Origin of the sequence: Vibrio sp. ED002 (assembly GCF_023277445.1) — a bacterium.
GTDB lineage: Bacteria > Pseudomonadota > Gammaproteobacteria > Enterobacterales > Vibrionaceae > Vibrio > Vibrio jasicida.
The window spans coordinates 430,002-447,435 of the sequence record NZ_CP080238.1 but is presented as its reverse complement, the minus strand read 5'-3'; the positions used below and the strand labels follow the sequence as shown (position 1 = coordinate 447,435).

The following is a 17,434-nucleotide window of genomic DNA, read 5'->3' as shown; positions in this document are numbered from 1 at the left end:
TGACTGGGTTTTCAGAGATGAGCAAAGCCCTGAATGATTCAGGGCTTTCTAATTAAAGTGTTTTCTATCTTTACTCTAGAAGAAGCCTAGCGGATTGACGTCGTAGCTAATGAGCAGATTTTTCGTATTCTGGTAGTGATCGAGCATCATCTTATGGGTTTCACGACCGATACCCGATTTCTTGTAACCACCAAACGCAGCATGTGCTGGGTATGCGTGGTAACAGTTAATCCAAATACGCCCTGCTTCGATATTTCGCCCCATGCGATAAGCGAGGTTTTGGTCGCGCGTCCACACACCCGCACCCAAGCCATATTCTGTGTCATTGGCAATCGCTAGTGCTTCCGCTTCATCTTTAAAGGTGGTCACTGCGATGACCGGGCCAAAGATCTCTTCTTGGAATACGCGCATTTTGTTGTGACCTTGTAATAAAGTCGGTTGAATGTAGTAGCCCTGCTCCAAGTCGTTTTCTTGTTTCGCTACATCGCCACCAAACACGACTTTCGCACCTTCTTGACGACCGATTTCTAGGTAACTTAGGATCTTATCGAACTGCTCTTGCGAGGCTTGAGCGCCAACCTGAGTATCGGTATCGAGTGGGTTACCTTGCTTGATTGTCTGCGCGCGCTCCGCAACTTTAGCGATAAACTTGTCGTACACAGACTCATGCACTAACACACGTGATGGACAGGTACACACCTCGCCTTGGTTGAAGAACGCAAGCAAAGTGCCTTCAATACACTTATCTAGATATTCGTCTTCATGATCAAACACATCTGGGAAGTAGATGTTCGGAGACTTACCACCAAGCTCAACCGTCGATGGAATAAGGTTCTCTGCGGCACATTTCAGAATATGGTTACCGACTTCTGTTGAACCCGTAAATGCCAACTTAGCGATTCGGTTACTGGTCGCTAGTGCTTGCCCTGCTTCTGAGCCAAAGCCATTGACTACGTTCACTACGCCAGCGGGCAGAAGATCACCGATTTTCTCCATGAGAACGAGAATCGAAGTCGGCGTTTGTTCGGCAGGTTTTAGCACAACACAACAGCCCGCAGCCAACGCTGGAGCCAACTTCCAAGCCGCCATCAACATTGGGAAATTCCAAGGGATAATCTGCCCAACTACCCCAATCGGCTCAGGGAAGTGATAACTTGCGGTATGCTCATCTAACTCGGCCGCACTGCCTTCTTGAGCGCGGATACAACCTGCGAAGTAGCGGAAATGGTCGACGACCAAAGGTAAGTCTGCGGCTAGCGTTTCACGGACGGGTTTGCCGTTTTCCCATGTTTCTGCCACAGCCAACTCTTCAAGGTGTTGCTCAACGCGATCTGCAATCTTAAGTAGGATGTTCGAACGTTCAGTCACACTGGTTTTCGCCCATTGCGCTCTTACGCCATGTGCAGCATCCAGTGCAAGATTGATGTCTGCTTCTCCAGAACGAGCCACCTTACAATACGCTTGGCCATTGATTGGCGATGTATTGTCAAAGTATTCACCACCCGTTGGTTTTACCCATTCGCCACCGATGTAGTTGTCGTAATGCGATTTGAAATTAACGATGGCATTTTCACTACCTGGCTGTGCATAAATCATAACTCTTCCTTTTGTTCTCGTTCAGTTTTTTGTTTTAAACAACCGAGTGTTCAACTCTGTTGTGTTGTTCACTTCATTACTCAAGTCACATGCCAACAACGTGCGTCTTGTTGTTAATTAAATGTAAAACTATGATTACCAAGCGATAACAAACCAAGTGAGTGACGTTTGAGCGGATGTATGGTGTGAACACCAGTGTTCAAGTGTTCCAAAATGGCACACCCTCACTGTGACAAAATGGTACAGTCATGGAACTTCAACACATTACCAACAGCAATTGGCTTTCCACTTCATGGGATAGAAGTGAGCAAGCCGGTTTAAAACAGCGACGTCGGCCAGACGATATTCGCGTAACTTCCGCGTTTCTTGAAGACAGACGCCACCAGCTCAATTTCTTGATCGATGCGGTCAAACAATTCGCTCTTCCCTTGTTTAACCAGTTGTTTGCGCACAGCGACAGTCGCCTAATATTGACCGATGCAGATGGCGTGATCATCGGTAGCTGGGGACAACCCAAATTCCGCGAAAAGTTGACCGAGATTGCACTCAGTTCTGGTGCATGCTGGCAAGAAAACCTAAAAGGTACGAATGCCATTGGTACAGCATTAGTGGAAGCAAAACCGGTCTCTGTGATTGGTGACCAGCACTTCATACAACATCACCGTTTCATCAGTTGTTCAGCAAGCCCTATCTTTGATCATTTGGGTCACTTGATTGGGGTTCTGGACATCACCAGTGAACAAAAGAAGCATGACTTTTCAACGCAGGTCTTAGTGCAAAACATGGTTCAACAAGTGGAGAATCAACTGCTCAACCAAATTCCTCAAGGGCATATTCGAGTTGATTTAGCTTGTGAGAAAGGTCTGCTCAATAGCGGTTGGCAAGGCATCATCATTGCCAATGAAGAGGGTCAGATTCTGGCTCATAACCAAGTTGCCTCACAACTGCTGGATCAAACTAACGTTGTTGGACAGCAACTCGCCTCAATACTCGACAGTTCTTCTAATAATCAATCTTTAGTCTTTAAAACTCAGCCACTATCGGAGCGAAAAGCATCATCCCGTGCCATTTCTGCCTCGAATGACCTGCATTACGGCGACACCACCGTCGAGCACTGTTGGCAGCAAGCCAATCGCGTTATCGATAAAGACATTAGCTTGTTGATCCTTGGCGAGACGGGCGTAGGTAAAAATGAGTTCGTTAAAGCTCTGCATAAAAACAGCCAGAGAAAAAACGGCCCCTTGGTTTCCGTGAACTGTGGTGCGCTACCGAAAGACTTGGTCGAATCCGAACTGTTTGGTTATGTCGCAGGTGCCTTCACCGGAGCAAACAACAAAGGCTACCAAGGTAAGATCCGTCAAGCGCACAAAGGCATCTTGTTCTTAGATGAAATCGCAGACTTACCATTAGAAGCGCAAAGCCGACTGCTGCATGTTCTCCAAGACAAAACCGTGTTGCCTGTCGGCTCAAACCAAACCATTCAAGTGGATACACAAATCATCGCTGCAACACACAAAGACTTAGAGCGATTAGTCGAACAAGGTGAATTTCGTCAGGATCTTTATTACCGCCTGAACGGACTCATCGTCGAATTGCCTCGTTTCCAAGAGCGTAGCGACAAACAAGCGCTGATTGAGAACATTCATCGTCGTCACGCCGAGTCTGAACAAAGCATTTGCCCTCACCTACTGTCATTAATGTTGGGCTATGGTTGGCCGGGGAATCTGCGTGAGCTCGACAGCTTAATCAAAGTGTCAGCCTTGATGGCGCAAGGAGAAACGCAACTCGAGCTCAGCCACGTACCGAACCACCTTGCCAAAAAGCTAAGCCAAACAAACGCTATCGAACAAGTGGATACGTCAAAAACCAGAGACATGCGTACGACTGTGGAAGATAAGCTGGTGAAAACCTACCAAGCAAACCAAGGCAACATCAGTAAAACCTCACGCATGTTGGGTCTGAGCCGCAATACCATTTATCGCAAGCTCAAAAGCCTTGGTATGCTGAAATGATGAAGTGTGAGAAATAAAAAAAGAGCACCTCTTGGGGTGCTCTTCTTATTTTGAAACCTAGCCTTACAGTCCGCCTTCTTGCTGCGCCTGTTTTACTAATGCCTGACGTTGAGTTTCCGTTTCAGAATTCACTTTCTGTTCCTTGTGCGTTTCCTGATCCATATCTGCCGGAATGAAAACAAAGTACTTGTTAAGAGTCATCGTAAGAACCTCAATTAATAGTGTTAAATCACCTTCTTGGTAAATGTAAACAACACCAGCAAAAACGACTTATGCCGGTTCCTTGTTGTAGGTTTCAAAAAATAGAGGATGTTTGTCTACTAAACATCCTCCATATGCATGCTAATTATAGGAGGAGATCAAGGGCTTACCTAACACTGTTTTTCATCTTTTACGTAATCTTAGTTTCGATATCAGTATTGATACACCATACCCTTACGAGCTAACTCTATGTCACAAAAGAAAAAAATGATGCAGATTTTATTGGAACAGAGGATGAGAGGCGTTGATACTTAAAGCTCAATGTTTTGAGGCGCTTACTTCGTGAAAAATACCATTGATTTAAATTTGTATCGCTTTCTTTATCTACTCAGCCAGCAAAAAACGCAGGCGAAAGTGTGTCACACCCTCGACATCAGCAAAGCGACTTTTACTCGACAGCTCGCCGAATGTCGCCAGCGATTTGATAACGAACTGTTCAATGCAGAGAAAGGCTTCTACACCCCCACTCTCCTTTGCCAGCAGCTATGTGAAGCCATAAGCGAGCCGTTAGAACAGCTTGAGCAGATACCGCAACTGGCACAAAGCTACAATGCGAATCAGCATGCGAACGAATACCTATTCAGCATTATCAATCCTCTTTCTGCCATGTTGACGATTCCTTTGGTCACCGCCCTCACAACAGAAGAGCAAAAGCCTAAGATCGCCTTTATTGATTGGTCGATTGAAAGCATAGAAAACCCCAAACGTGGTGCTGTCGCGATTGGTATTGGTGGTTTTCCGAATGAACTCAATGAAAGGATGGTAGAACGCAAAGTCAGCTCAGTGCCGATTTTCGCTTACGTCAATGATCAACACCCACTCAGTCAACAGCAAGAAATAGAGCTGAGTGATATGGAGAACCTAGATACTGTGCGCGTCTCAATGGGATCGCTCGATGTGAGCGCTTATTACGAGCGAATGCGTAAGTTGACTGGCGTGAATCTAGAACAAAAGCTGACTGTCTCCTCCATGAGTGCTGCGCTAGATTGCGTCAAATTCAGCCCGTATGTATTTGTCGGTATGTATATCGATGACCAAGAGCTACCCGCAGGCATTCGTCGATTACCTTTGAAGTTGGAAGGTAAACCCATGATGTTTGACGTAGGTATTCAGTACCATCGTGCCTTCTACCAACATCCAATCATTGCGCAAGTAGAAGCCTTTATTAAACGAGCGCTTAGCTAATCCACTTAATTCAATTACCACATCGTCAACGAATACAAAAAAGCCGACCAATAAACAGGTCGGCTTACTTCTTCAGCTTCTAGGACTTAAGCTCTTATCTTATTTAACCTCAGTGATATCACTTGGCTTCCAAGTGCCGTCGTACCAAGGTTCTAGTGGACCATATACTCGCAAGATGGTGAACCAGCCTTTGTTAGGTACGGTTTGAATCCAGTTTGCTTCTTTGCCTTTTGGAGCTTTCGGACCAAAGTACAAATCAATCGAGCCATCTGAGTTCTCAATCATCTCATCACGTTTGTCGTTCTTGCTTGGGAACAGTTGGCTCGTTTGTAACTCCGAACGTGTTTGCGTATCGTAAGCCACCACAGACCAGAAGTTCTTCGCAGGCACATTGGCAGGAATCGTCAGCTTGTAATTCTTGCCGCCATCAAAGTACTCGCCTTGTGCAGACTTATCGACAATCGCGTATTTCGATCCTTTACCAACCATTTTCAATGCCATTGCAGGCGTGTTAACCGTTGCCATGTAGAAGAAATAGGTACGTGCATCTAGATTTCGTCCACCGTTACCTTCTTCAATTAACCACTGATAATCGTTGCCAATGAATGCGGTTTTCCAGTTACGGTCGTTCCAAATATATGCATTCTCGGTGCGTGGGTTGAACATCAGTGCACGTGCCGTTGCATTACCAATCGCGGCACCATCTTCAAGGATCTTTTGCATGCGAGCATCTGGTGCAAATGGTTTGCCCTTCTGAATACCGATAGTCGCAATCAAACCACGCATTTCTGGGTCGATGAATTCAATCGGCTCTTTGTCGATCACCGTTTTGATTTCATCATAGAAATGGTCGTCGTTCGCATGGATAGTATTGAAAGACTTGCCACTACCTGAGATGAATTCCATCTTCGGTTGTTCGCCTTTCTTCGCCAGTGGGTAAATCTTCAAACCTGTGTGGTATGAGTTAACCGCTGCATCGGTTTTACCGTCTTTCAGGAAGCCACGCGCAATAAACCAGTTGGTATAACTTGTCGATTGGGAGACATGGTAACCCTCAGGGACTGGACCATCGTAATTTGGCGGCAAGATAAGGTATTTACCACCCTGACCTTTATCTGGACCTACAACGCCCATATCAGTCACAAAACGGAAGAAGGCATCGTTGACTGTAGTTGGCCCCATGCCCGGCGGGATTTCCACAACCGTTGGACCATCACGTTCTAGATCAAGAAACGCCGATGCGTAAACCGTATCCGTGTTACCCGTTAAAAATAGCGGGTTTGAATCCATCAGATCATCAAACAGCATCACCTGATTTGAATTGGTTAGCCCCATCTTCTCATGCCCGACTCTCAACGCTTCCATAGAGGCCATAGGAATCGCGTTCATAAACACTTCTGTCGCACGCATGGTATCGAGATTGTTGTACAGCGTATCCATGGTTTGTTGGCTTGGCACGCCATCCTTGAAATTCAGAGTACCAATGCTGGTTTCAACCTTATCAGGTGTCATGATGCTTGATGGAATGTCAGTGTTGTAAGCGCCTGTGCTTGCCATCACTGATGATGAAACCAATAGGCTGGTAATCAATGCGACACGTTTAAGTTGAGTCTTTAACATAAGAGTTTCCTGCGTTTTCAGTTGGGATGCATTTACTTTAGTCAAAGATAAAAATCATTTTTGACGCTCAACAGAATCAAAAATGCTGTCCTAAGCATTATGCAATGAAACTCACAACAATTGGCGATTAAAAACTGTCTACTAGGTCAATATTTAATCTTTTTTGAGAAATATTTAGCCTACTTTTTGGGTATCTTCTGAGCAAAAAAGAGACAATACAAATGCGGAGTGAAAGCACTCTGGCTCTACCCACTCAGCTCTGGGAGGCGTTATGAAAAGTAAAAAATTAGGTCATGTGATGTCATTCAGCAGAATGTTTTCCTTCATTGCCTTTCTGACAGCCACATTCGCTTGGGTATTAAGTATGTATGCCCTCTTTACGGTTTCCGTTGTGGCTCTCTTCGTCAGTGCACTTCTCTACTTGAATGACAAATTCGGCCATCACCCAAAAGGCAATGTAAAAGAAAAGAGCGCTTAGGCGCTCTTTGAGTACTAATGAACAATGCTCCTAGACTTCAGATAAGCATTTATTTCATCAAGTTGATATAAGTTGCCGTCTTCGGTCATAGTCAACATCGTCTCATCTCGACATAACTCAGGCTCTCTGACCATTACCTCAATGCTCGGCTTACTCGATGCTAAAGAAAATAACGGGCATTCATAGTAGCCTTGACCTGTCGCGAGTGAAATTAATCTTTCTTGCTCTATAAGAGAAGCGGGCCACGCTAGAGCTATTGCTGACAACAACATAACTTCAAGCGAACGACTTAATGCCGTCGACACGGCTTTGCCTATCTTTGCTTTGTATATGGCATAAACACAACTTACAAGAATAGTGATACTAGCGCCAATAACGATTACATAGCGCGTATTAATGTAGATTATTTGATATTGCTTAGCTAATTGAACCTGTAAGCTTAGAGATTCGAAATGATCACTGAGCAACGTAAAAGCAATGCCACATGTAATCAAGCTGATAACAAGAGCGACCAGGCTAACTTTTTTTATGCTTGGCGTATCATCCATTGTTAAACCTTAGAAACTGATTCATAGCTCGAGCTGATTTATATCTTTGAATCTTCATCTCGCTTTCATGTTTTACTTGAGCCTCAACAAAACTGTTTAACTGAGCGATCAGTCTCTTTTTAACTAGGTATTCGCCCTCCAAATACTCTAAAAATAATCCGAAGATTGCTGCGACAGCGATACCGAATCCTATTGGCACTAATACCGTAGTTGTCACAGCAGAAATCATTACACCAGCGACATAGCCCAGTACTCCAGAAATAGCGGCTATTACAATATCAGTTGAAACATTTACAACCCAGTTAGACAGTAAGTAGTCTTTTTTGAGAGCAAGTTCTAGTGTTCTGAAAGGCACAGAATAAATAACCGTTAAGATCACACCACCTTTTGCAGCAGCCTTTAAGCCAAGTTTTCCTATCCCCAAAGCCAGCATCTGTGCATTCGAGGATAAATACCTTGACTGTTTGATAATACTACGTAATTTATGGTTGCCAGAAAAACTAATATAACTTTGTGCTCCCTTCTTTGTGATTTCATACTTCCCTAGTATTGAACCACCTTTCTTAAGGTCCTCAGCTAAGAGATAAAACGCAGATAAGTCATGTATTAAACTTCCCTTTGCACTGATAACCTCTACTAACTCCATTCCCGTTATTAAGTCGGTTATTTGCTGTTCATTTAACCCTTTCATTTTCTTTTCAAATAACCAAAGATCGACGAGTCCCTTTTGGTCTAGTACATAAATATCTACTTCATGCATGTCTAAAGACTTTAGACATTGATCTCTTTGACTTTTGTTTCTCTTGCTCAAACACTGAAATCTATCGCTTGCCATACACTTATTCCCAAACCTGATGTTGAGAAGTATTTTAAGGAGAGTGCTGAAAGGTTCTTCTCCATTTGTGAGAACTGTGTTTGACTTCAAATCATTGTGAAACTGTTAGTTTTAGTAGTATCTCTCTCACGAATTGCAGGTAATAAAAAAGGATGCCACTTGGGCATCCTTTTGCTTTGATCAGTTTACTGACTGCGGATTAAACGTCGTATGTTGTAGACGCTGTGTCGCCGCCAGTACCAGTCCAGTTTGTGTGGAAGAATTCACCACGTGGACGGTCGATACGCTCGTAAGTGTGAGCACCGAAGTAGTCACGTTGAGCTTGAAGTAGGTTCGCTGGTAGACGAGCTGTTGTGTAACCGTCTAGGAAAGATAGCGCTGAAATCGTACATGGCATTGGGATACCAGACTCTAGAGATTTCGCTGCTACTTTACGCCATGCTGCTAGGCTGCCTTGTAGGATGTTTTTGAAGTACTCATCAGAACCTAGGAAAGCAATGTCTGGGTTCGCTTCGTACGCATCACGGATGTTGCCCAAGAACGCAGAACGGATGATACAACCACCACGCCACATTAGAGCTACGTTACCGTAGTTTAGATCCCAACCATTCTCGTTAGACGCTTCGCGCATTAGCATAAAGCCTTGAGCGTAAGAGATGATCTTAGAAGCTAGTAGCGCTTGACGTAGTGCATCAACCCACTCTTGCTTGTCGCCTTCAACTGTAGTGATTGTCTTACCGAATAGAGACTCAGCTTCCACACGTTGGTCTTTCAGTGCAGATAGACAACGAGAGAATACAGACTCAGAGATAAGCGTTAGTGGAATGCCTAGGTCTAGTGCGTTGATACCAGTCCATTTACCAGTACCTTTTTGACCCGCAGTGTCTAGGATCTTCTCAACTAGAGGCTCACCGTCTTCATCTTTGTAGCCAAGGATGTCAGCAGTGATTTCAACAAGGTAGCTGTCTAGCTCAGTCTTGTTCCAATCAGCGAATACTGCTTGCATCTCGTCTGCAGACATACCAAGACCGTCTTTCATGAACTGGTAAGCTTCAGTGATAAGCTGCATGTCACCGTATTCGATGCCGTTGTGTACCATTTTAACGAAGTGACCAGCACCATCGTTACCAACCCAGTCACAACATGGCTCGCCAGCGTCAGTTTTTGCAGAGATACCTTGGAAGATTGGCTTAACCGCTTCCCAAGCTTCAGCCGCGCCGCCAGGCATGATTGAAGGACCAAAACGTGCACCTTCTTCACCACCAGATACACCAGTACCGATGAAGTGAATGCCTTTCTCACGGCAATGTGCTACGCGACGGTTTGTATCTGGGTAGTTAGTGTTACCACCGTCGATGATGATGTCGCCTTCGTCTAGAAGCGGAATTAGGTTGTCAATGAACGTGTCAACAACGTCACCTGCACGAACCATAAGCATCACTTTACGTGGTGTTTCTAGCTTCTCTACTAGTTCTTCTAGAGAGTATGCACCGATGATGTTTGTGCCTTTCGCTGGACCTTCCAGGAACTCGTCTACTTTAGCAGCAGTACGGTTGTGAGCCACAACTTTAAAGCCGTGGTCGTTCATGTTTAGGATAAGGTTTTGCCCCATTACAGCAAGGCCGATTACACCGATATCACCTTTCATTGTTTCTCTCCAATTGTCTTTTATTCGACCAGCGGCCGCATTAAGCGATTTTTGCCGCTGCGTCTAAATCTAAATACCATTCCGTCAGACCCGCTTTCGCTTGGATCTTCGCTGCCGGATATGGAAGTACGCGTGCTGGTGAGCTATTAATCTCTTCGATAATGTCTGCTTTACCAGCGCCAAGTACCAAGTAACTGATGCGCTTCGCTGCTTCTAGTACGCGTGCCGTTTTCGATACACGAATCTGACCAGACTCAGGATGAGACGCCAATACTGATAGGTTCTCATCATCGTAGTTTGTCTGACCTGGGAACAGCGATGCGGTATGACCGTCTGCGCCAACACCAAGTAAGATCCAATCAAACACAGGAGTGCCATTTTCAGTTGGAATCACTTCTGCCATCTCTTTCGCAAAGCGCTGTGCTTCAACTTCTGGCTCGTCTTCACCACGAATGCGGTGGATGTTCTCAGCAGGAATGCTTACTTGGCTAAATAGTAGCGTATTTGCTTCACCGTAGTTGCTTTCTGCATCATCAGGAGCAACGCAACGCTCATCACCCCACCAGAAGTGTAGGTTTTGCCACTGAATTGACGTCGCGTAAGCTTCTGTTGCCAATAGCTTAAACAGCATTTTAGGTGTGCTGCCGCCAGAAAGAGAGATGTGAACAGGTCGGCCCATTTCGCTAAACGCTTTCATGTCGTTAGCAAGGCTTTCTACTACCTGCTCTGCTGTTTGGTAGATCTTATGGTTGATCATAGTTCGCAGTAGTCCGTATCTGTTAGGTTTTTACAAGGGAAGCGCCATGCGCGGTTAGCTCGCTGTAGCAAGTCGTCCGCCTCTTTTGGTCCCCATGTACCACATGCGTATCCGAATAGCGCTTGTGGGTCTTGCTTGAAATCTAGAATTGGTTGTACGTATTTCCAACACGCTTCAACCGCATCGCTACGAGCAAATAGCGTTGCATCACCGTTTAGGGCATCAAGTAGTAGACGCTCATAAGCAGTTAGCATTTGGGTTTCTTGCAGATCAGCGTAATGGAAGTTCATTTTCACTTCCTTCGCTTTAAAGCCTGCGCCCGGCTCTTTCAGACCAAAGCTCATTTGAATGCCTTCGTCTGGCTGAATACGAATAATCAGCTTGTTCTCTGGTGCGTTTTGACCAAACACTGGGTGTGGTGTCTGTTTAAAGTGGATAACCACCTCAGTAACGCGAGTCGGTAGACGCTTACCTGTACGTACGTAGAAAGGCACGCCATTCCAACGCCAGTTGTTGATGTAAGCTTTCAGGCCGATGTAAGTCTCAGTACGAGAATCGTCTGCTACGCCGTTCTCTTCACGGTAACCAGGAAGTTGTTGACCACGAACTTCAGACGCCGTGTACTGACCCAATACAAGGTCGTTGCGAAGTGCGTCTTCATCCAGTGGTTTAAGACACTGAAGCACTTTCACGACTTCATCACGCATCGCGTCAGCATTGATTTGTGCAGGTGGTTCCATACCAACCATTGCCAGTACTTGTAGCAAGTGGTTTTGGAACATGTCGCGTACTGCACCAGAACCATCGTAGTAACCGCCACGCTCTTCTACGCCTAAGAATTCTGCGCCTGTGATTTCAACGTAATCAATGAAGTTACGGTTCCACAACGGCTCAAACATAGCGTTAGAGAAACGAAGTACAAGAAGGTTTTGAACCGTTTCTTTACCTAGGTAGTGGTCGATACGGTAGATTTGGTGCTCTTGAAAGTGCTCGTGAATTTCTTTATCCAAGATGCGCGCTGATTCAAGATCGTAACCAAAAGGTTTCTCAATGATCAGACGTTTCCAACCATCATCCTCGTTATTCAGACCGTGCGCTGCAAGGCTTGCAGGGATCACGCTGTAAAGGCTTGGTGGTGTAGCAAGGTAGAAAAGCGTATTACGTTGTTCGAATTGATATTCGTCTGCGAGTTGGTCTAGTCGAACCACCAACTTGCTGTAATCTTGTGTGTCAGAAGTATTGATTGCTTGGTAATGCAGGTGGTTGATAAATGCATCAAGCGTTTCTGGCTCTGTCTTTTCCATTTCCTGAAGCGATTTTTTCAACTTCTCGCGGTAAGACTCGTCACTGTATTCAGTACGACTTACACCTAGAATGGCAAAATTCTCTGGAAGCTGCTTGTTCGCATAAAGGTGGTATAGAGCAGGAATTAACTTACGGTATGTAAGGTCACCTGAAGCACCAAAAATAACGATGCTGCTGTTTTCTGGTATTACCATCATCTTTCCCTTAAAAACGAGGTACTTATTGTGTGCCCGGATACGGCTAAAAGGATTGAGCCAACCCTATCAATGGCACCCCAAAATAGAAAATTGGTCTTACCTATTACGTTGATAGGTAAAGCCTATAGCCCTAAAACCCACCTCAACGGTTGAACTCCTTAACCATAGTTTGAAATTCAACAACTGACGGTCTTTTAGGACACTTATGTCTCTCGAGTACAACCTTGCACTCTACGGAGGAGATTTCCGACACGGGGGCGTATTGTCTACGACTATTTGATTTACATCAACACTTGGTAGTGCAAACGTTTAAATAATTTACACAATACGACATAAGCAATTGAATATAATGGAATAAAGCCAACTCATTTTGACTGGGTAAAATTCAAGCAAAAACTCTAAATTGAGGAATAATTGTTCAGATTTGCAATCCATTACATAAGTAATGTGCAATAGGCTACATTTGTCATGTTGCGCGTTTTTTGTTGCGTTTGATTTTGACGGAACAACACTCGAGTGTTCTATCAGAAACCTCCCCGATCTGGAGTGGCAAATTCTTAGGAAAATGAAAGCGGCGGGAAATCGTGCCGCCGTTCTTGCGTGTAAACAGTACGAGCTATCGAATCACTTTTTTATAACTGCGTTCTGGTCGCCCTACGGTTCCGTAGTTCAAATCCGCTTCTAGCTCCCCTGAGCTAATCAAGTATTCCAAATAACGTCTGGCCGTCGTGCGACTGGCGCCGATCTGTTCGCCTGCTTCGTCCGCCGTAAACATGCCTTCTCCAACAAACAAAGTACGAATCTTGTCTAAAGTTACGCCATCAATCCCTTTTGGTAATCGTTGTGGCGTGCTATCTGCGCTCGTACTCGATTGAAGCATCTTATCGACTAGGTTCTGATCCAAGCTTTCTGCAACGTTCAGTTGTTGGCGTTGAGAAATGTACTTTTGCAATGCCGCTTCTAATCTAGGGAACATGACAGGTTTGAGTAGATAATCAACGACCCCGCCACGCATCGCTTGTTGAAGCGTATCCACATCTCTCGCCGCAGTAATTAAAATCACGTCACAAGTTTGATTGTTTGAGCGCAGCGTATTGAGAATCTCCAAACCCGTTCCGTCTGGCAAATAAACATCCATCAGTAACAAATCTGGTTTAAGGATCTCTAGCTGCATTTCTGCTTCCATCCGTGTCGTTGCAATGCCCACTACTTCCAAGCCGGAGAGTTGGCTAAGATATTTATGGTGAAGCTCTGCAATGGCAATATCATCCTCGATGATCATGACTCGCGTTGCCGTATTCATACTTGTTCTTCCTTAGGCAAATACACGGTAATTCTCGTTCCATGTTCTGTATTTGGTAGCATCTCAACATAACCGTGATAACGCGTCGCCAGTTGATTCACAAGGTGTAATCCTACCCCTCGATTCTGGCGAGACTTGGTTGAAATGCCCTTTTTCAAGAGCTCTTGTGGCTCAATGTTTTCCGGTAGCCCACAACCTTGGTCGACCACCTCTAATATCACTTCGTTTCCGTAATCACTGATCGACACATCAATACTGCGACGCTCTAAGGCAAACGCAGATTCAACACGAATAGCAGACAAAGTTGCGTCAAATGCGTTATCGACTAGGTTGCCAAGAATGGTCACCAAATCTTCGGCATTGAGCCATTCAGGTAGCGGTTCTAGGCGACTGCCTTCTTCGACCACCAGTTGCAAACCAAGCTCCCGTGCACGTTCTGTCTTGCCTAAAAGCATGCCAGCGATAAGAGGATCTTTAATGGTGTCCCGTAAGAACTCAATCATCGCTTGGTAATGCGCCGTCTCTTGTCCAATAAGCTGCTGCACCGCATCTAGTTCACCCATTTGAACCAAGCCGCTAATGGTGTTGAGTTTGTTTCGGTGTTCATGCGTTTGTGAGCGAAGCAAATCCGCATACTCTTTGGTTTGCGAAAGTTGCTCGGTGAGTTCATTGATTTCATCACGCAAACGAAAACTCGATACGGCACCGACGATTTTGCCATCTACAAAGATCGGTGAACGGTTTGCGATTAAGCGTTTGTGATTGAGGAAGATCTCGATGTCGTGATCTTCTTGTCCTGTTTCTAACACCGTATACAAATCGCTATCTCGGAGCGTATCGGTCAACGGTTTGTTGAGCGCAGCCTCTCGGTTAATACCTAGAATTTGGCATGCGCTACGGTTGATTGAGCGTAATACACCTTGCGCATCAACACTGAGCACCCCTTCTTTAATGGTGCTCATAGTCACATCCAATTCACCGTATAAGCGACCAATCTCTTCCGGCTCAAAGCCCATGATCGCTCGTTGGAATTTACGTGACGCATAGTTAGAGACCACGGCATTGGCTGCAACCACAACCAATGCCATTACAATTAGAAAAGCAAGAAACGGCTCGATTCGATCTTGTAGGCGCTCCAAGAGATAACCGACAGAAACCACCCCAATGATGTTGCCTTGCTGGTCAAAAATCGCCGCTTTACCACGAACGGAATAGCCTAGAGAACCTTGAGCCGTTGAGATATAGGACTTCCCCTCCACCAACGCTCTTTGGTTATCACCGCCTTTCATCGGCTTGCCAATACGTTCATCGACAGGGTGAATCAGACGCACGCCATCTTTATCGCCGATAACAATAAACGCAGCACCTAACGCATCGGTCATTTCACGAAATCGCTGTTGGTATGGCTCAGGGTTTTGAGATTCGATCATCTCGATGACGATGTGGGATGTCGATAAGAAACGCGCCACACCCAGTGCTTTCTCACCCATCTCTTGTTCTTGATCGAACTTAAGGTAAGTAAAGCCCGCAGCCACAAGGATAAGAAGTTCGATCAAACCCGACAGCGTCATAATAATGAGCATGCGCTTGCGAAAGCTGATCGTTCTCCAACTCATTGATATATCCTTTATCGACTTTCAAACTACCACATCACTGTGACGACGCTCCTACGTTAACACTGAGTTAACAAAGCCGTACCCGCTAAATGACAAATATGTGAACGAGGGAAATAATCTCGCTGGCTGGTGCTCAGTTTTTAGGCGCTAGGGAAGAGAATATGATCGTCCACTCTCCTACTTAAGTTACTTTCTGGCTGACAAAGTTAGGGTCTGTTGACCTTTGAGCTGATTTTTGCAGCGAATTGTTGGGTATTTATACAAGACAGAGACTTTGCGGAGTAGCTTGCCTACATGAGAAATCGATAACGTAGTAGAAATGACCAACAAATGCTGCCCAAAGGGTTCAGTTAGGCGCCCCCAGCTAAAAAATAAAGGTCATTTGAACTAGCATTTACGGTATCATGCACAATTGATCTAGTTGTAGCTATCCATGAACATACCCACTAAAAACCCGTTATCCTCCAATGTTTCTTGCTCAAACTGCCAAGCATGCTGCTGTCGTCTTGAAGTTATGATTATCTCAGATACTGGCGTTCCAGAAGAATTTATCGAACGTGATCAATATGGCGGTGAGACAATGATGCGACTGGATGATGGTTGGTGCGCAGCGTTAGATAGAGACAGTTTAATGTGCACTATTTATGAAAATCGGCCTTGGATATGTCGCGAGTTCGAAATGGGATCGGATGAATGCCTTGATGAACGAGTTAAGTTCTTATAAAGCAGAATCAGCGGCTTTATTTTGCGTTTGCTCCCCTTAACTAGCGGCATGTTAAAGTACACGGTTCGCTCTAAAATGAAAAAATAACATGAGAAAATATTACATTGTTGAAGGCGACACGAGCGCCAAAAAGCAAAAACTGGCTTACCCAAAACTCGCGCTGTGTGACAAGTGTGTCAGTGGCTATGTGGTGATCAGTGAAGAAGAACGCACTTATGAAGAATGCGTGAAGTGTGGAGCCGATGACTAATCACCTGACTTCAATAAAATCATGAGATAACAAGGGGGAGAATGTATACTTTCTGCCTCTGTTTCGTGTCTCGCGTCGATAAGCCTCAGCGTAGGTAAATCCCGCCATTTCGATCGATTAATCCCTCGGTAACAACAACCTCACCTAGCTTTGAAACCGCCACTGCTTCAATGCCAGCTTGCTGATTCAAATAAGACATAGATTCTTGCATTGATGGTAAAAACCCTGCTGTGCTCCATATTTCACCATCGACCGAATGCTCCGATAGAATCGTAAGCCCAGCGATATCAGTCTCAATCGGCATTCCCGTTTTTGCGTCCAACAAATGATGGTAACGTTGCCCATTGTTCTGAAAAAAGCGCTCGTTGATCCCGGAAGTGACCATCGACATCCCTTTAAGTGGAACAACGCGAATCACATCACCACGTTCTCCTAACGGATTCTGAATGCCAACATTCCATGCTTGATTCGTATTAGTTGGTGATTGACCAATCGTTAATACGTTCCCCCCCAAACTAATAAAACCATTTTCTACGCCAGCAGAGACTAACTCTCGTTTAACCTGATCGGCGAAATATCCTTTAGCAATGGCACCCAAATCTATCTCCATACCGACGTGGTTTAAATAAACAGAGCATTGGTGCTCATCAAGGATGACTTGGCTAGGGTCAACCAATTTAAGCTTTGTTTCAATCTCTTCACGGCTCGGAACCTTGGCATCTTTAAATCCAATTCGCCACGCTTTCACAAGAGGACCAATCGCAATATTGAAAGGATGGTTTCGGTCTTCACTGACCAATTTTGCCAGTTTAATCAGGGCAAAAAGGTCCGGTTGAACACAAACGGGAGCAATACCTGCGTTTTGATTAACGCGCATCAGTTCCGAATCTGGTTGATTCACCGTAAAACGTTGAGCGTATTGCTCTAGCTGAAAATAAGCTTCTTTTATCAGCTTTTCACCATTGGCGTGGTAAACGACAAGGTCGATGAATGTGCCCATCATCGGAAATCGTGCGCTGTATTTCTTTATGCTCATCTGAAGATCCTGAATGTCCAATGTGAAAAAGAGGGAAGCATCGCTCCCCTCTTAACTGGTACT

The 17,434-nt window shown here is 45.0% G+C and carries 16 protein-coding genes; 5 read left to right on the top strand and 11 right to left on the bottom strand.

All coding sequences use genetic code 11. The features are described from left to right. Window positions 1–75: 75 nt before the first annotated feature. Window positions 76–1,596, bottom strand: a complete 1,521-nt coding sequence (locus ITG12_RS02455) for an aldehyde dehydrogenase family protein (protein ID WP_045481025.1) — start codon at window positions 1,594–1,596, stop codon at window positions 76–78. A 248-nt stretch (window positions 1,597–1,844) separates the two neighbouring features. On the opposite strand from ITG12_RS02455, the gene ITG12_RS02450 reads away from it, so the two are divergent. After that, the gene (locus ITG12_RS02450; RefSeq protein ID WP_248873524.1) at window positions 1,845–3,608 is read left to right on the top strand and encodes a sigma-54-dependent Fis family transcriptional regulator; all 1,764 of its coding nucleotides are present in this window, start codon (window positions 1,845–1,847) and stop codon (window positions 3,606–3,608) included. A gap of 63 nt (window positions 3,609–3,671) precedes the next feature. On the opposite strand, the gene ITG12_RS02445 is transcribed toward ITG12_RS02450, so the two are convergent. Then, window positions 3,672–3,809, bottom strand: a complete 138-nt coding sequence (locus tag ITG12_RS02445; RefSeq protein ID WP_009704374.1) for a hypothetical protein — start codon at window positions 3,807–3,809, stop codon at window positions 3,672–3,674. A gap of 342 nt (window positions 3,810–4,151) precedes the next feature. Between ITG12_RS02445 and ITG12_RS02440 the strand changes: the two genes are divergently transcribed. Continuing rightward, a complete protein-coding gene (locus ITG12_RS02440; RefSeq protein WP_248873522.1) occupies window positions 4,152–5,054 on the top strand; it encodes a LysR family transcriptional regulator in 903 nt (300 codons plus the stop codon). A gap of 99 nt (window positions 5,055–5,153) precedes the next feature. Here ITG12_RS02440 and ITG12_RS02435 read toward each other — a convergent pair whose 3' ends face one another. Then, entirely contained in the window at window positions 5,154–6,674 is a 1,521-nt protein-coding gene (locus ITG12_RS02435) for a DUF1254 domain-containing protein (RefSeq protein WP_248873520.1), read from the bottom strand. A gap of 271 nt (window positions 6,675–6,945) precedes the next feature. Here ITG12_RS02435 and ITG12_RS02430 point away from each other — a divergent pair, with 271 nt between their 5' ends. After that, the gene (locus tag ITG12_RS02430) at window positions 6,946–7,152 is read left to right on the top strand and encodes a hypothetical protein (protein ID WP_038867526.1); all 207 of its coding nucleotides are present in this window, start codon (window positions 6,946–6,948) and stop codon (window positions 7,150–7,152) included. 14 nt (window positions 7,153–7,166) lie between these two features. On the opposite strand, the gene ITG12_RS02425 is transcribed toward ITG12_RS02430, so the two are convergent. From ITG12_RS02425 to ITG12_RS02395, 7 genes are all read right to left on the bottom strand, one after another. After that, window positions 7,167–7,700, bottom strand: coding sequence for a hypothetical protein (locus tag ITG12_RS02425; protein ID WP_020197503.1), 534 nt, complete (start codon window positions 7,698–7,700; stop codon window positions 7,167–7,169). Further along, complete coding sequence (locus tag ITG12_RS02420; RefSeq protein ID WP_038881715.1) at window positions 7,693–8,535, bottom strand: hypothetical protein; 843 nt, start codon at window positions 8,533–8,535, stop codon at window positions 7,693–7,695. The genes ITG12_RS02425 and ITG12_RS02420 overlap by 8 nt, the downstream gene beginning before the upstream one ends. A gap of 199 nt (window positions 8,536–8,734) precedes the next feature. Further along, window positions 8,735–10,183: a decarboxylating NADP(+)-dependent phosphogluconate dehydrogenase gene (gene gnd, locus ITG12_RS02415; RefSeq protein WP_038881716.1), complete on the bottom strand. Its 1,449-nt coding sequence runs from the start codon at window positions 10,181–10,183 to the stop codon at window positions 8,735–8,737. 40 nt (window positions 10,184–10,223) lie between these two features. Further along, complete coding sequence (gene pgl, locus ITG12_RS02410; RefSeq protein ID WP_020197501.1) at window positions 10,224–10,940, bottom strand: 6-phosphogluconolactonase; 717 nt, start codon at window positions 10,938–10,940, stop codon at window positions 10,224–10,226. Beyond that, on the bottom strand, window positions 10,937–12,439 hold the full coding sequence (gene zwf, locus ITG12_RS02405) for a glucose-6-phosphate dehydrogenase (protein ID WP_038881717.1): 1,503 nt from the start codon (window positions 12,437–12,439) through the stop codon (window positions 10,937–10,939). The genes pgl and zwf overlap by 4 nt, the downstream gene beginning before the upstream one ends. A gap of 619 nt (window positions 12,440–13,058) precedes the next feature. After that, window positions 13,059–13,745, bottom strand: coding sequence for a response regulator (locus tag ITG12_RS02400; protein ID WP_038881718.1), 687 nt, complete (start codon window positions 13,743–13,745; stop codon window positions 13,059–13,061). Further along, a complete protein-coding gene (locus ITG12_RS02395) occupies window positions 13,742–15,361 on the bottom strand; it encodes a sensor histidine kinase (RefSeq protein WP_038881719.1) in 1,620 nt (539 codons plus the stop codon). Before ITG12_RS02395 ends, ITG12_RS02400 begins: the two co-directional genes overlap by 4 nt. Before the next feature lie 433 nt (window positions 15,362–15,794). On the opposite strand from ITG12_RS02395, the gene ITG12_RS02390 reads away from it, so the two are divergent. Together ITG12_RS02390 and ITG12_RS02385 are read left to right on the top strand one after the other, a co-directional pair. Next, on the top strand, window positions 15,795–16,085 hold the full coding sequence (locus ITG12_RS02390; RefSeq protein WP_039974426.1) for a YkgJ family cysteine cluster protein: 291 nt from the start codon (window positions 15,795–15,797) through the stop codon (window positions 16,083–16,085). An 88-nt stretch (window positions 16,086–16,173) separates the two neighbouring features. Further along, window positions 16,174–16,335 (top strand): hypothetical protein, encoded by a 162-nt coding sequence (locus ITG12_RS02385; protein WP_038867515.1) that lies wholly within the window; start codon window positions 16,174–16,176, stop codon window positions 16,333–16,335. A gap of 85 nt (window positions 16,336–16,420) precedes the next feature. Here the strand turns inward: ITG12_RS02385 and ITG12_RS02380 are convergent, their stop codons facing one another. Next, window positions 16,421–17,371, bottom strand: a complete 951-nt coding sequence (locus tag ITG12_RS02380; protein ID WP_038881720.1) for an FAD:protein FMN transferase — start codon at window positions 17,369–17,371, stop codon at window positions 16,421–16,423. Window positions 17,372–17,434: the final 63 nt, after the last annotated feature.

Excerpts from the sequence above, each read along its gene's own strand:
- ITG12_RS02455 (WP_045481025.1), bottom strand. The coding sequence starts at position 1,596 with ATGATTTATGCACAGCCAGGTAGTGAAAATGCCATCGTTAATTTCAAA.
- ITG12_RS02450 (WP_248873524.1), top strand. The coding sequence starts at position 1,845 with ATGGAACTTCAACACATTACCAACAGCAATTGGCTTTCCACTTCATGG.
- ITG12_RS02445 (WP_009704374.1), bottom strand. The coding sequence starts at position 3,809 with ATGACTCTTAACAAGTACTTTGTTTTCATTCCGGCAGATATGGATCAG.
- ITG12_RS02435 (WP_248873520.1), bottom strand. The coding sequence starts at position 6,674 with ATGTTAAAGACTCAACTTAAACGTGTCGCATTGATTACCAGCCTATTG.
- ITG12_RS02430 (WP_038867526.1), top strand. The coding sequence starts at position 6,946 with ATGAAAAGTAAAAAATTAGGTCATGTGATGTCATTCAGCAGAATGTTT.
- ITG12_RS02425 (WP_020197503.1), bottom strand. The coding sequence starts at position 7,700 with ATGGATGATACGCCAAGCATAAAAAAAGTTAGCCTGGTCGCTCTTGTT.
- ITG12_RS02420 (WP_038881715.1), bottom strand. The coding sequence starts at position 8,535 with ATGGCAAGCGATAGATTTCAGTGTTTGAGCAAGAGAAACAAAAGTCAA.
- gnd (WP_038881716.1), bottom strand. The coding sequence starts at position 10,183 with ATGAAAGGTGATATCGGTGTAATCGGCCTTGCTGTAATGGGGCAAAAC.
- pgl (WP_020197501.1), bottom strand. The coding sequence starts at position 10,940 with ATGATCAACCATAAGATCTACCAAACAGCAGAGCAGGTAGTAGAAAGC.
- zwf (WP_038881717.1), bottom strand. The coding sequence starts at position 12,439 with ATGGTAATACCAGAAAACAGCAGCATCGTTATTTTTGGTGCTTCAGGT.
- ITG12_RS02400 (WP_038881718.1), bottom strand. The coding sequence starts at position 13,745 with ATGAATACGGCAACGCGAGTCATGATCATCGAGGATGATATTGCCATT.
- ITG12_RS02395 (WP_038881719.1), bottom strand. The coding sequence starts at position 15,361 with ATGAGTTGGAGAACGATCAGCTTTCGCAAGCGCATGCTCATTATTATG.
- ITG12_RS02390 (WP_039974426.1), top strand. The coding sequence starts at position 15,795 with ATGAACATACCCACTAAAAACCCGTTATCCTCCAATGTTTCTTGCTCA.
- ITG12_RS02385 (WP_038867515.1), top strand. The coding sequence starts at position 16,174 with ATGAGAAAATATTACATTGTTGAAGGCGACACGAGCGCCAAAAAGCAA.
- ITG12_RS02380 (WP_038881720.1), bottom strand. The coding sequence starts at position 17,371 with ATGAGCATAAAGAAATACAGCGCACGATTTCCGATGATGGGCACATTC.